General features: G+C 33.5%; 15 protein-coding genes. All 15 read left to right on the top strand.

The features are described 5' to 3' along the window. Positions 1-51 precede the first annotated feature (51 nt). The 15 genes from EV214_RS05645 (at position 52) to eutJ (ending at position 14,423) form a co-directional block, all read left to right on the top strand. Positions 52-1,446, top strand: a complete 1,395-nt coding sequence (locus EV214_RS05645; RefSeq protein ID WP_132243599.1) for a hypothetical protein — start codon at positions 52-54, stop codon at positions 1,444-1,446. Positions 1,447-2,123: 677 nt separating this feature from the next. After that, on the top strand, positions 2,124-2,786 hold the full coding sequence (locus EV214_RS05640) for a hypothetical protein (protein WP_132243597.1): 663 nt from the start codon (positions 2,124-2,126) through the stop codon (positions 2,784-2,786). Between the two features lie 52 nt (positions 2,787-2,838). Beyond that, positions 2,839-4,101, top strand: coding sequence for a sensor histidine kinase (locus EV214_RS05635; RefSeq protein ID WP_132243595.1), 1,263 nt, complete (start codon positions 2,839-2,841; stop codon positions 4,099-4,101). Then, on the top strand, positions 4,094-5,197 hold the full coding sequence (locus EV214_RS05630) for a response regulator transcription factor (protein WP_132243593.1): 1,104 nt from the start codon (positions 4,094-4,096) through the stop codon (positions 5,195-5,197). Before EV214_RS05635 ends, EV214_RS05630 begins: the two co-directional genes overlap by 8 nt. 412 nt (positions 5,198-5,609) lie before the next feature. Further along, the gene (pduA, locus tag EV214_RS05625; RefSeq protein WP_132243591.1) at positions 5,610-5,885 is read left to right on the top strand and encodes a propanediol utilization microcompartment protein PduA; all 276 of its coding nucleotides are present in this window, start codon (positions 5,610-5,612) and stop codon (positions 5,883-5,885) included. A gap of 44 nt (positions 5,886-5,929) precedes the next feature. Continuing rightward, positions 5,930-6,742, top strand: a complete 813-nt coding sequence (pduB, locus tag EV214_RS05620; RefSeq protein WP_132243589.1) for a propanediol utilization microcompartment protein PduB — start codon at positions 5,930-5,932, stop codon at positions 6,740-6,742. A gap of 56 nt (positions 6,743-6,798) precedes the next feature. After that, on the top strand, positions 6,799-8,460 hold the full coding sequence (locus EV214_RS05615; protein WP_132243587.1) for a propanediol/glycerol family dehydratase large subunit: 1,662 nt from the start codon (positions 6,799-6,801) through the stop codon (positions 8,458-8,460). Between the two features lie 29 nt (positions 8,461-8,489). After that, positions 8,490-9,179, top strand: coding sequence for a propanediol/glycerol family dehydratase medium subunit (locus EV214_RS05610; RefSeq protein ID WP_165916255.1), 690 nt, complete (start codon positions 8,490-8,492; stop codon positions 9,177-9,179). A gap of 16 nt (positions 9,180-9,195) precedes the next feature. After that, positions 9,196-9,705 carry a diol dehydratase small subunit gene (locus EV214_RS05605; RefSeq protein WP_207669631.1) on the top strand — a complete coding sequence of 170 codons (510 nt, stop codon included), beginning with the start codon at positions 9,196-9,198 and terminating at the stop codon, positions 9,703-9,705. Between the two features lie 23 nt (positions 9,706-9,728). After that, the gene (locus EV214_RS05600; RefSeq protein WP_132243583.1) at positions 9,729-11,555 is read left to right on the top strand and encodes a diol dehydratase reactivase subunit alpha; all 1,827 of its coding nucleotides are present in this window, start codon (positions 9,729-9,731) and stop codon (positions 11,553-11,555) included. Further along, positions 11,552-12,010, top strand: coding sequence for a glycerol dehydratase reactivase beta/small subunit family protein (locus EV214_RS05595; protein ID WP_132243581.1), 459 nt, complete (start codon positions 11,552-11,554; stop codon positions 12,008-12,010). The genes EV214_RS05600 and EV214_RS05595 overlap by 4 nt, the downstream gene beginning before the upstream one ends. A 17-nt stretch (positions 12,011-12,027) precedes the next feature. Then, positions 12,028-12,612, top strand: coding sequence for a BMC domain-containing protein (locus EV214_RS19330; RefSeq protein ID WP_132243579.1), 585 nt, complete (start codon positions 12,028-12,030; stop codon positions 12,610-12,612). Continuing rightward, positions 12,609-12,902, top strand: a complete 294-nt coding sequence (gene pduA / locus EV214_RS05585) for a propanediol utilization microcompartment protein PduA (RefSeq protein ID WP_132243577.1) — start codon at positions 12,609-12,611, stop codon at positions 12,900-12,902. Before EV214_RS19330 ends, pduA (EV214_RS05585) begins: the two co-directional genes overlap by 4 nt. A gap of 39 nt (positions 12,903-12,941) precedes the next feature. Next, the gene (locus tag EV214_RS05580) at positions 12,942-13,595 is read left to right on the top strand and encodes a phosphate propanoyltransferase (RefSeq protein ID WP_132243575.1); all 654 of its coding nucleotides are present in this window, start codon (positions 12,942-12,944) and stop codon (positions 13,593-13,595) included. Positions 13,596-13,601: 6 nt separating this feature from the next. Further along, positions 13,602-14,423 (top strand): ethanolamine utilization protein EutJ, encoded by an 822-nt coding sequence (gene eutJ, locus EV214_RS05575; RefSeq protein WP_132243573.1) that lies wholly within the window; start codon positions 13,602-13,604, stop codon positions 14,421-14,423. Positions 14,424-14,427 lie beyond the last annotated feature (4 nt).

The following is a 14,427-nucleotide window of genomic DNA, read 5'->3' as shown; positions in this document are numbered from 1 at the left end:
TGAATCCGACGAATAACAGTTTATGATAATAAAATATTAGGAGTGAATCAAATGAAGAAAAAAGCAGTACTAATAGGATTATGCATCAGTTTGGCATTAACCGGAACCGCATGTCAGGTAAAAGAAAGTAATCTTGGAAATCAAGTGGAAAGCTTGAAAACAAATGAGGTATCCGGCGATAAAGTTGGGAATATGTCCATAGCAAGGATAAAACAAATATTGCAGAAAATAAAGGATATAGATGATGCTGATAACGGAAAGATGTGGGGAATACCTCTAGCTACCAGAATTATGGTAGTTGATTCTGATACAAGAAAAGTAATTACTACTGAAGCAGATACTAAAGGAAACTTCAAGAAAATCGATAACAATCTTTATGAAGGACAGCTTCCAGATGATATAGGCTTAGCTAATTCAACTATTGAATATGGTGAAAAACAGTGGGCAATGGTGATATATACGGAAAGTGATGATGAATCAGATACTTTAGTTACCTATGTGCATGAGATGTTCCATAATGTGCAGAAAGAATTAGGACAAGACGGAGATTCTACGTCTGCAGAAGATGGTAGCGGTTACTATGATAATAGCCATATGGATGAAATGGATGCTAGAATCTATCTGAAATTAGAATGGGAAGCACTACATAAAGGTTTAGAGAGTTCAGGTAAAGAAAAGAAAAAAGCGATTGCTGATGCATTAACATTTCGTTTGGCTAGAAGAAGTGAATATAATTCAGCGAAAGATGAAAATATACATGAAATACAGGAAGGGATGGCTGAATATACAGGAAACAAGCTAGTTTATTCAACGGATGATTTGATGAATCGAATACTGCATAGTCACTGGAAACGTTTCTTAAATGAAAAAATAACAAATACCTTGGTTCGATCCTTTGGATACCATTCTGGCGTATTATACGGTCTACTGTTAGACGAATGCAGTTCCAAATGGAGACGATCCATTGAATATGATAGTGATTTAGGAGAAATACTTAGAGAGCAATATGCCATTAATCTGTCAGATCTATCATTAAAAGAAAGTGAAAAAAGATATAATTATGAAGGAATTTATCAATACGAGTATAAGAGAAACAAAGAAAGGGAAAAAATCACATCAAAATATACTGAAAAATTTATTAACGGAGCTATTCTTCAATTAAACCTTAATCATCCACAAATAGTTTTTAATCCTAATAACATATGGGCACTAAAGGGACATGGAAGTGTATATGTAACAGCTGAAATCAAAGATGATTTTGGAAAAATAGATGTAAAAAAAGGTGGATTGTTACTTTCCTCCGATTGGAACAAAGCTGTTGTTTCAAGCGAAAACATTCAGATATCAGGCAGTAATATCACAGGTGATGGTTGGATCCTCAAATTGAAGGCGGGTTATACACTCAAAGAAAAGAAGAATGGTTGCTACATAATTGAGAAAAAATAAGATAGAAAATATAGTACAATTTTTACATATCTAATCGTTTCTGCAGGCGGTTTGCCTTTACTACCTTGTTACAGTTGCTGATGGATGTAAAATCAAAACCATTTTTGATTTCTTAATGAATTATGATGAATAATTCAGATTTGATTTTATTAATAGAATATTTATTAAGCCCTAGCATATGTTATCCTCCTATCATGATTATTTTGTCGTTTTCAATGATAGGTCAACATAATTGCTAGAGCTTTTCTATTTGTAATTTTTAAAGACCAGAAAGGGTTAATATCAGAAGATTATATAGTATATACATTGAAACAAAGAAGTTAAAAAAGTATAGGCATATGACAAAAAAGTATCTTTTGAATAAAAGGCGTAAAATTTGATAGATTAAATAGACAAATAGTTATAGAAAGGGAACAAATTAGTGTTAAAGGATTTAATTCAAATAAAGTTATGATTATATAAAGGGATGCTAATTTTTAATAAAAGCATATGAGAAATCTATAGGCTTATTAGGCGCATAAATTCTAGGTAAATTATTTAAAAATATCATAAAAAATGATATTATATATTTAAATTACATAATTTGCTTCTTTATGAATTATATAGATTGTGCCTATAGTGTTTTTAGTATGAATGAAATCTTAATAATTTGTATTAATTAAAAGGAGATAAAAATTATGTTAGAAGAATTAAATAATATATTGGATCGAACAAATAATTGGATTGTATTCGAAGAAGCAAGAAATAGTGGACTTATTGCTATAAACTTAGGGTTGATATCATTTATTTTTGGTTCAGGGTTATTACTTAAGGAAATTTCACTGATTTTGTGTGTGATTTCTATAATGATATCTGCATATTCTTTTATAGGAAAGAAAATTCCTGTATTTTCGAAAGTTAAAGTTAACAAAGGAAAGGATGATAGAAATGAAGGATTGAGTGAAATTGAAGAAATTCAAGAAAAGAATGATAGTGTATTTTCTCATTCACGGGTAGTAATTAGAAGAAATAATGAAGATAAATTAGAAAAAAAAGATTCATATAAAGAGGATTTATATAAATATGAAACAAAAAATATTTACAGTTATAAGGATGTAGCTGAAATGAACGAAGAGGTCTTGTTATTATTGGTTTATAATAGGTTACTGAAGCGTAATGAAAAAGAGGAATATCCCATTCACATAAACAAAGAGTATCATTTTAAGTTAGCGCATAAGGACTTGAGTGAAATGATTTATCGAAATTCGGGAATATGTCTTGTAAAATCAAAATGTTTTTTTATAAGTCTTACATTGTTTATGGTGAATATTGTTTGTATGGGCATATCGTTTTTAATATAGAAAGTATTTAGCAGTAGCATTTACCACCAAAAAATTTTGAGGGAGATGAATTATGAATAATTTTCCTAAGATTAATGACTGCATAGATATAGATGTGCTTCAAGAAATACAAGATAGATTTTCAGAAGCTACTGGACTTGCTGTTGTGACAGTAGACTATATGGGAAGGCCTATAACAAGATATAGTAATTTTTCTAAATTCTGTACACTGTTAAGAAAAATAGAAAAATGTAATGAAGCATGTTTTCGTTCGGATGCACATGGCGGAATTGAAGCTGCTAGAAGTGGAAAACCTTGTGTTTATGAATGTCATGCAGGACTTATAGACTTTGCCATACCCATTATTATAAGGGAACAATATTTAGGAGCCGTATTAGCTGGACAAGTAAAAATAGAGGAAGAAAATAAAGCTTTTTTAGATGTTGTATCTGTAACAAGTTCATCAGATTGGAAAGAAAAAAAAGATGATGCACTTGCTACAGCCTATGATGAAATAGAAGTAATTCCTTATAAAAAGTTTGTAGCTGCAGCAGATATGATGTTTGTTATTTCAAATTATATTGTAGAAAAAGGGTTAGTTCATTTGGTACAAGCAGAACTGAGCAAGAAAAATTTAGAACTTGTGAAAGAAATAAAAGTTAGAGCTGAACTAGAAAAATCATTGAAAGATTCTGAGATAAAATCCCTTCAATCCCAAATGAATCCACATTTTCTATTTAATGTACTTAATACCATTTCGAGACTCGCGCTATTGGAAAATGCTGTTAATACTCAGGAAATCGTATTCTCGTTTGCGGAACTTTTAAGATATACCCTCAAGAAAAATTCAACCCATCTCGTATACTTTAAAGATGAAATACAATACATAGAAAATTATCTTAAAATACAATCGATGCGGCTTTGTGATAGATTAAAGTATAAGATTGAGATAGAAGAAGAGTTAAAGAATGTGATGATTCCTTTTATGATCCTTCAACCGATTGTAGAAAATGCTATAAACCATGGGATAGAAAAGAAGAAAGATGGAGGAAGCATAGAGATTGTTGGTTATAAATTAAATGATAAAGTAGTCATAAAAATAAAAGATGATGGGGTTGGGATTTCAAAAGAAGAACTAAATATGCTATTGTATGAAAATAAAAAACATAGAAAAGATACTTTTTCTACTGGGATAGGGCTTAATAATATTAATAAAAGGTTGGGTTATTACTTTGGAGAAACTTATGTATTAGATGTTAATAGCCGATTAAACCATGGAACTACGGTTAAAATACAAATACCACTTAATACGGAGTTAGGTGATTTAAATGTATAAGGTACTGATTGTTGAAGATGAAGTATTAGAAAGAAAAGCATTGAAAATGATTATAGAAAGAGAATTTAAAGATACCATAAAGATTGTGGGAGAGACAGGATCAGGTTTAGAAGCAGTGGCGTTAGATAAGCAATTAAAGCCTAATTTGATATTGATGGATATAAGTATTTATGAGTTAAATGGCATAGAAGCTAGCTTAAGAATAAGAAAGCGGGATAGGAATACAATTATAATTATTCTTACAGCACATGATGAATTTGATTTTGCACATAAAGCCATTCTTGCAAATATAAATGATTATATATTAAAGCCTGCTAGACCTAAAAGAATCATAGAGGCTATTGATAAACAAATCAGCAGAGAAATCGCAAATCCTATTGATATGGAATGTATGATGAATGCGTTGAAAATGAATATTAAAAAGTCAGATTATAAAAATTCAAAATATATGTTAAAAGAAATAATCAACCAGATATTTAACTTAGGTTCAGATGATGTACAAAGTATAGCAACAAATTTAAAAGAAATGGTTGACAGTTTGATGAATATTGTATTGGATTTAGAAATACAGAATCTACATGAAATTGAAAAATATTTTCAAAAATTCAAAAATGATTTTGATATATTTTTAAATCAATATGCAGTTCAAAAGAGTCTAATAGAGATTTTGAATCTGATTTTTGAAAATATAACCAATGATAATCATGAGACGTATAGCTATGATATGAACAGGATATTAGACTATATCGAAAAGAAATGCAAAAAGAATATTACATTAGAAGAAGTAGCTGAATTTGGATCGATGAGTTCTTATTATTTAAGTAGAATATTTAAGAAAAAAGTAGGGATTAATTTTAGCACATATCTGATTAGTAAAAAAATAGAGATTGCAAAAGAATTATTGGAACATACGAATATGCCTATCATAAACATCGCACTAGAACTTTCCTATAATGAGCCAAATTATTTCAGTAAGGTTTTTAAGAAGATCGTAGGGTTTACGCCAACGGATTATAGAAATTCAAAAAAAGATAAAACGAAAGAAAACATTTTTAAAAAAAATACATTTGTAAGTAATGGGAAATGGGATATTTAAACTTGAATTTAAAAATTGATGATCAATCTATTAAAATATCATTCTAAGAAATGAGTGCTTTTTCTTAGGATGATATTTTTTTGTAAAAATAGATGTTAAATTATATTATGGATTCATTTGGATCAAATAGATACAAGTCTGTAGTATCTTCTTAGAAGCAATTTAAATAGATAACTTAAACAGTCTAGGTGTTATGACAATTTATTATTGTAAGAAGACAAAATAATTCTAAGGCCTACTGAAAAGAATGATAAGCATGCAATAAGTTGAAAAATGCTCTTTATAAGGGAAGCAATTTGTTACAGAAGATGGACAATATATTCAATTACTATTAGGACAAGAGGCACATATAATAGACACATAAATGATTTGATTAAGAATTTTCAGAAAAAAAGTTAAAGGAGGATAAACAATGACAAAAGAAGCTTTAGGAATGATAGAAACAAAGGGTCTAGTGGGAGCCATTGAAGCAGCTGATGCAATGGTAAAATCAGCAAATGTAGGTCTTGTTGGTTATGAAAAAATTGGATCAGGACTTATTACAGTTATGGTAAGAGGAGATGTAGGAGCAGTAAAAGCAGCGACAGATGCAGGGGCAGCAGCTGCGGAAAAAGTGGGTCAAGTAATATCTGTTCATGTGATTCCAAGACCACATACAGATGTTGAAAAAATATTACCAAGTAGATAGATAGATTGAATGATTTTATCTCAAAAAATGCGGAGGTGTAAATTTTGAAAGAACAATTAATGGAAAAGATTATGGAAGAAGTGATGAAGAAGGTAGGCGCAAGTGATGAAAAATCTAGTCAACAACCCGTTGAGGAATGTAAGGCTGAGCCATGTAAACCATCCTATTGTGGGTTAACTGAATTTGTAGGAACAGGAATAGGAAATACGATAGGATTTGTGATTGCAAATGTGGATTCGCAGCTTCTTGAAGCGATGAAACTTGAAAAAAATTACCGTTCAATAGGGATTGTTGGGGGACGTACTGGAGCAGGACCTCAAATCATGGCAGCAGATGAGGCTGTAAAAGCTACTAATACTGAAATTGTAAGCATAGAGCTTCCAAGAGATACAGAAGGTGGCGCAGGACATGGTTCTCTTATTATATTCGGATCAGAAGATGTATCTGATGCAAGACGTGCAGTAGAAGTAACATTAAAAGAATTAGAAAGAACTTTTGGAGATGTTTATGGAAATGATGCAGGACATTTAGAGTTTCAATATACTGCTAGAGCAAGCTTTGCTTGCAATAAAGCGTTTAATGCACCTGTTGGGAAAGCGTTTGGTTTAATTGTAGGTGCTCCAGCTGCCATTGGTGTGTTGATAGCAGATACGGCAGTGAAAGCTGCAAATGTTGAGGTTTTAGGATATGGCTCACCTGGAAATGGCGGAACAAGCCACTCAAATGAGGTTATTTTAATGGTTTGTGGAGATTCTGGAGCAGTAAGACAATCACTTATTGCAGCTAGAGAAGTAGGATTACAAGCACTAGAGGCTCTTGCAGGAACAGCTAACGCTACCACAACTCCATATATATAAGATATAAGATATAAGATATAAGATATAAGAGCTTGAAATAATTGGGAGGGAAAAATATGAAGTCTAAACGTTTTGAAGTATTAGCAAATCGTCCTGTTAATCAAGATGGTTTTGTAAAAGAGTGGGCAGAAGTTGGCTTGATTGCTATGAACAGCCCAAATGATCCAAAACCAAGCATAAAAATGGAAAATGGACGTGTAGTAGAGCTAGATGGAAAGAAAAGAGAAGCATTTGATATGCTTGATCGATTTATTGCAGACTATGCAATTAATTTAGACCAAGCAGAAGAAGTTATGAAAATGGATTCGCTTAAGCTTTCAAAAATGTTAGTTGACGTGAATGTATCCAGGGATAAAATTATAAATCTTACTACTGCTATGACACCTGCAAAGATTGTTGAAGTTGTAGGGAATATGAATGTAGTTGAAATGATGATGTCTCTTCAAAAGATGAGAGCTAGAAAAACACCTTCTAATCAATGCCATGTAACAAATGTAAAGGACCATCCAGTTCAAATAGCTGCTGATGCAGCTGAGGCAGCATTAAGAGGATTTGATGAGCAAGAAACCACAGTAGGGATTGTTCGGTATGCTCCTCTAAATGCACTATCGCTTATGGTAGGAGCACAAACTGGTAGAGGCGGAATTCTTACACAATGTGCGGTAGAAGAAGCTACAGAGCTTTTATTGGGTATGAGAGGGCTTACAAATTATGCTGAAACCGTTTCTGTTTATGGAACAGAGCCTGTATTTATAGATGGGGATGATACGCCTTGGTCAAAAGCTTTCTTAGCATCTGCATATGCATCAAGAGGGCTTAAGATGAGATTTACTTCTGGAACAGGTTCAGAAGTTTTAATGGGATATGCAGAGGGAAAATCTATGTTATATCTAGAGGCTAGATGTATCTATGTGACAAAAGGAGCAGGTGCTCAGGGACTTCAAAATGGTTCTATTAGCTGTATAGGAGTTCCAGGTGGCGTACCATCAGGTATTAGAGCAGTTCTTGCAGAGAATTTAATTACAACAATGCTTGATTTAGAGGTTGCTTCTGGTAATGACCAGACATTTACGCATTCAGATATCAGAAGAACAGCAAGAACGTTGATGCAAATGCTTCCTGGAACAGATTTTATATTTTCAGGATATAGTGCTGTACCAAATTACGATAATATGTTTGCAGGTTCAAACTTTGATGCTGAGGATTTTGATGATTATAACATATTACAAAGAGACCTTATGGTAGATGGAGGGTTAAGACCTGTTTCTGAAGAGGAAGTTGTAGAGATTAGAAATAAAGCTGCTAGAGCGTTACAGGCTGTATTTGGTGAACTTGGACTTCCAGCTATCACAGATCAGGAAGTTGAATCGGCTACATATGCTCATGGTAGTAAAGATATGCCAGATAGAAATGTAGTAGAAGACCTTAAAGCAGCAGAAGAGATGATGAATAAAGGGATTACAGGAATTGATGTTGTAAAAGCTTTAAATAATCGAGGATATAAGGATATTGCTCAAAATGTATTCAATATGCTTAAGCAAAGAATTGCAGGAGACTATCTACATACATCTGCAATCATTGATAAAGACTTTAATGTGATTAGTGCAGTAAATGATTGTAATGACTATATGGGTCCTGGAACCGGGTATCAATTATCGGCTGAAAGATGGGAAGAAATTCAAAATATACCCAATGCAGTAAGTCCAGAAGATTATTAAAATATTTTATTTGGAAAGGGGTGTACAAAGTGGCTATTAATGAAAGTTTAATTAGAAGTGTCATAGAAGAAGTTTTAAAGGATTTTGGAATGGACGAGAAAAAAGAAGGTTCTTCGAGTAATCAAGTGGGAGAAAAAACAAATATTAAAGTCTTTTCTTCTGAAAATATGAAAGAATTAGAACTAAAAGAAGCGGGAGAAGCAAAGACTGGTACGAGAAGTAATGAGGTAGTTATAGGTGTTTGTCCAGCTTTTGGGGTACATCAAAGCAAAACGATCATAGAGTTACCTCACTATAAGGTTCTTAGAGAGGTTATAGCAGGGATAGAAGAAGAGGGACTTACTGCAAGAGTGGTTAGAATTCTTAGAACATCAGATGTTTCTTTTGCTGCCAATGATGCTGCAAAGATTAGTGGTTCAGGAATTGGTATTGGTATTCAATCTAAAGGAACTACTGTTATCCATCAAAAAGATTTATTGCCACTCAATAATTTAGAGTTATTCCCTCAAGCACCACTTCTTGATGAAGAAACATTCAGACAAATTGGTAAAAATGCGGCACAATATGCCAAAGGAGAGTCTCCAACGCCAGTACCAGTAAAAAATGATCAAATGGCGAGACCTAAGTATCAAGCCAAAGCAGCGTTGCTTCATATAAAAGAAACACAATATGTAAAATTAGGTGCAAAACCAATAGAACTTAAGGTGATTTTCAAATAAATGGAGGTGAATTGGAATGATGGAAAATAAATTGATTGAACAAATCGTAAGAGAAGTAATGGCTTCTATGGGGGAAACTCAAAAGCAAATAAAATCCAATAATAATATTCTAAAAGTTTGTAAAGAGGATTATCCTCTAGGAACAAAAAGACCTGAACTTGTAAAAAGTCCTACAGGTAAAAGTTTAGATGATATTACTATCGAAAAGGTTATGAATGAGCAGATTTCATCAGATGATCTAAGAATTTCGGCTGAAGTTTTAGAATATCAAGCACAAGTGGCTGAGTCGGTAGGAAGAGATCCTTTTGCAAGGAACTTAAGGAGAGCAGCTGAGCTTACAAAAATACCAGATGATAGAATTCTTGAAATCTATAATGCACTAAGGCCCTATCGTTCTACAAAGGCAGACCTTATGGATATAGCAGATGAATTAGAGAATAAGTATGGAGCTAAAATTAATGCGGATTTTGTAAGAGAGGCAACCGATGTATATCAAGAAAGAAAAAGACTTAAAGGGAATATGTAAATTTGACAAAGGGAGGAAAAACCATGAAGATTGTTGCTGGTGTTGATATTGGAAATGCAACAACGGAGGTTGCATTATCAAGAATATATGATCATGGAGAGATAGAATTTTTATCTAGTGCCATTGTAGATACAACGGGAATAAAAGGAACTAAGCAAAATATTCATGGTGTTGTTGCTTCCCTGAAAAAAGCATTAGCTCAAGTAGGACTTAAAACCAATGATTTGGCGCTGATAAGAATCAATGAAGCTGCACCTGTAATCGGAGATGTGGCTATGGAAACTATTACAGAAACCATTATTACCGAATCAACAATGATTGGACATAATCCATCAACACCAGGTGGCTTAGGTATAGGTGTAGGAATAACTGTAAATATAAAAGATTTACGGGAAATAAACATAGCTGAATCATTGATTGTAATTATTCCTAAAGATGTAGATTTTGAAGATGCTGCAAAATTGATCAATGATCATGTGAAAATAGGCGGAAATATCAAAGGCGCTATTGCACAAAGAGATGATGGGGTCCTTATCAATAATAGACTGAACAAAAAAATACCTATTGTTGATGAGGTATCTCTTGTCCATAAAGTACCGATGAATATGAAAGCTGCTATAGAGGTAGCCCCTGTAGGCGGTGTAGTAGAATCTTTATCAAATCCGTATGGTGTTGCTACTGTATTTGAATTAACTTCTGAAGAAACAAAACAAATTGTACCTATATCAAGGGCACTGATTGGAAATAGATCTGCGGTTGTCATCAAAACACCTAAAGGTGATGTAAAAGAAAAAAGAATACCTGCTGGCATCATTTATGTAATAGGTAAACAAAAGAAATTAGAAGTGAATGTAGATGATGGAGCAGAAAAAATAATGGAAGTATTGAAACAAGCATCTCCTATAGAAGATGTAAAGGGGCAGGCTGGAACAAATGCAGGAGGAATGTTAGAAAGAGTAAGACAAGTGATGTCAGAACTTACAGGACAGCATTTTACTGATATTAAGATCCAAGATCTTTTAGCAGTAGATACATTCATTCCCCAGAAAATAAGGGGAGGGCTTGCGCAAGAGTTTTGTCTTGAAAATGCTGTGGGGATTGCTGCTATGGTGAAGGCTGATCGGCTCCAGATGAACATGATTGCAGAGATTTTGGAAAAAGATATGCATGTAGTTGTAGAGGTAGGAGGCGTAGAAGCGGATATGGCAATAAGAGGTGCACTTACTACTCCTGGAACAAATAAACCATTAGCAATACTTGACATGGGAGCAGGATCTACAGATGCATCTATCATAGATAAAAGAAATAAAATAACATCTATTCATCTTGCAGGTGCTGGAAATATGGTCACTATGCTCATTAATTCAGAATTAGGGCTAGATGATTTTAACTTAGCAGAGGATATAAAAAAATATCCACTTGCAAAAGTAGAAAGTCTTTTTCATATAAGACATGAAGATGGAACGGTTCAGTTCTTTGAAAATCCTCTTGATCCTAAAGCTTTTGCAAAAATAGTTATATTAAAAGATATAGGGATGATTCCTATACCAGGAAAAAACTCTTTAGAAAAGATAAAAATGATTAGAAAGTCCGCCAAAGAAAAGGTATTTGTTACGAATGCAATTAGAGCATTGAGTATGGTAAGTCCTACAGGAAATGTTAGAGATATAGCGTTTGTTGTATTAGTAGGAGGTTCAGCATTAGATTTTGAGATCCCTCAGTTAGTTACAGATGCATTGTCTAAGTATAGTATTGTTGCAGGACGAGGTAATATACGAGGATGTGAGGGACCTAGAAATGCAGTGGCTACTGGATTAATTCTTGCATTAAAAGAAGGTGGAACCATATGAGCATAAAAGATCAACAGCAAAAGCCTTCAATCCATATTTACTACAATAAAAACTTAATCCCTATAGAAAAGTTCAAAGAAATTATGTGGGGAATTGAAGAAGAAGGTATTCCATATAGTATACACGCAAAAGAAGCTAGGAAAGCACAAGCGCTTGCATATGAAGCCTGCGAAGAATCTGTACTAGGGGTAGGAATCGGTATTGATGGTGAAGATATAGTACTTCATTATATAAAATTAAAAAAAGATGAACCATTGTATCAAATCAGTACAAGTGCAGATCGACTATTAATGAGAATATTAGGTGGAAACGGAGCTAGGCTTGTAAAAAGTATTGCATTTAAAACTTTAGAAGATTATGAAGTAGAAAAGGAGATAGACGTAAGGGAAAAAAGCCTAGAAGAAGAAGTACGGATTATTGTAGAAAGGGTTATTGCAAGAATGAAGTTAGGGTAGCTTAAGGAGGTGTAACTTTGTCAAAGCTCGCCTTAGGAATTATTGAAACTGTAGGATTGGCAGCAGCAATAGAAGCGGCTGATGTGGCAATGAAGTCTGCAAATGTTAAATTAATTGGATACGAGTTAACTAAAGGAGATGGTATGGCTACTATCAAAGTAGAGGGATCTGTTGGTGCAGTAAAAGCGGCAATAGATGCAGCTGTCACGAGTGCTAGTAAAGTAAATAAAATATGGGGTAAGCGTGTGATTCCAAGACCAGGAGCTGGTGTTGAAATACTTATTTATAGTGATGAAACTGTGGGATTGGAAAAAAATCAAAAAGATATAAAAGATCAAGAAAAGCAAGAAGAGGTTTCTGTTTACAATATGCAAGATGATCAGAAATTAATAGATCAAGACCAACAAGATGTTGAAACGGATGAAGATGAAGTATATGAAGATCAAGAAGATATTGAAATAAATGAAGATGAAAATAACGTCCAATCGTCAGATGGGTGCAATCTTTGTAAAGATCCAGCATGTCCTAGACGAAAAGGAGATCTTAAAAAGATGTGTATTCATTATAAAGAATTTAAAAAAGAGAGGAGATTTTATAAATGAATCAACAAGCTTTAGGGATGGTTGAAACAAAAGGGTTAGTAGGTGCGATTGAAGCAGCAGATGCTATGACAAAGTCAGCAAATGTAGCACTTATAGGATATGAAAAGATTGGATCAGGACTTGTAACTGTAATGGTTCGTGGAGATGTTGGAGCTGTAAAAGCCGCTACAGATGCAGGGGCTGCTGCTGCAGATAAAGTGGGAGATCTTGTAGCTGTGCATGTGATTCCAAGACCACATATGGATGTAGAAAAGATATTACCACAAATTGAAAAAGTTGAATATGAATAAACGTGATTATGATAGAAAAGAGTTGAGGTGAACTTTATTATGGACTTAAGTAATAAAGAAAATTTAGTAAAGATTGTAACAGAAATTGTAAAAAGAGCAATAAATGAACATAAAGATCGATTGGTGCCTATCGGAATTTCAAATAGACATATACATTTGAGTAAAAAAGATCTTGAGACATTATTTGGGAAAAGATATACACTAACAAAGATTAAAGATTTGGTTCAGCCTGGACAGTTTGCTGCAAAAGAAACAGTAAAAATCATTGGACCAAAAGGAAACTTTGAAAAAGTACGGATATTAGGCCCTGTAAGAGATACTACGCAAGTAGAAGTATCTCTTGCAGATGGATTTAAGATAGGAATAAAAGTACCTATCAGAGAATCAGGAAAGATTGAGAATACCCCAGGAATCATTTTGGAAGGACCTAAGGGAAAGGTCACAAAGAATAATGGTGTAATCGCAGCATTAAGACATATACATATACCTCCGGAAATAGCGAAAGCATATGGACTACAGGATAAGCAAATGGTAGATGTTGAAACAGAAGGAATAAGAAAAACAGTTTTTGGAAATGTATTAGTCCGTGTATCTGATCGATATAGTCTAGAAATGCATATAGACATGGATGAAGCAAATTCTAGTGATATAAAAAATGGAGATAAAGTAAGAATTTTGAAGAATAAGGAGTAGTCATCTATGGATTTAACAAAAACAAATCAGATGATCAATGAATTTGCGAGACTTGTAAGAGAAAAAACATTTAATCCTTATGAAGGAGATTTAAGAGTAGGTGTAGATCTTGGCACAGCGAATATTGTTCTATCGGTTGTTGATGAAAAAGGAAATCCTGTAGCAGGAGCATCTTATGGTGCTTCTGTAGTAAAAGATGGGATCGTAGTAGATTATGTAGGAGCTACAAGGATTGTGAATGATTTGAAGAACCAAGTAGAAAATATATTAGGAACAAGTTTGACAAAAGCAGCTACTGCTATTCCTCCTGGAATATTAGAGGGCAATGTAAAGGCCATAGCAAATGTAGTAGAATCTGCTGACATGGATGTAGTAAATATAGTAGATGAACCTACTGCTGCTGCAAGTGTATTAGGAATTACAGATGGAGCTGTTGTAGATGTAGGGGGAGGTACTACAGGGATAAGTATTTTAAAATATGGAAAAGTAATATACACAGCAGATGAAGCTACGGGGGGAACCCATATGAGTTTAGTATTGGCAGGGTTTCATAAAATTTCTTTTGAAGATGCTGAAAAAATTAAAAAAGATGTCGCCAAACAAAAAGATGTATTTCAAATTATTAAGCCTGTAGTACAAAAGATGGCTTCTATTGTAAGAAGAAATATAGATGGATACGCTATAGAAAAGATATATGTGGTAGGGGGCGCTTGTTGTTTTAATGAATTTGAAAATGTGTTTAAGAAAGAAATAGGAATCGATACCATAAAACCTGTAGAACCATTATTGGTAACACCTTTAGGGATAGCGCTACACTGCAATAGATGAGGTG

Source organism: Marinisporobacter balticus (assembly GCF_004345705.1).
GTDB lineage: Bacteria > Bacillota > Clostridia > Peptostreptococcales > Thermotaleaceae > Marinisporobacter > Marinisporobacter balticus.
The sequence above is the reverse complement of the archived record's forward strand: the minus strand, read 5'-3'. Positions and strand labels throughout refer to the sequence as shown.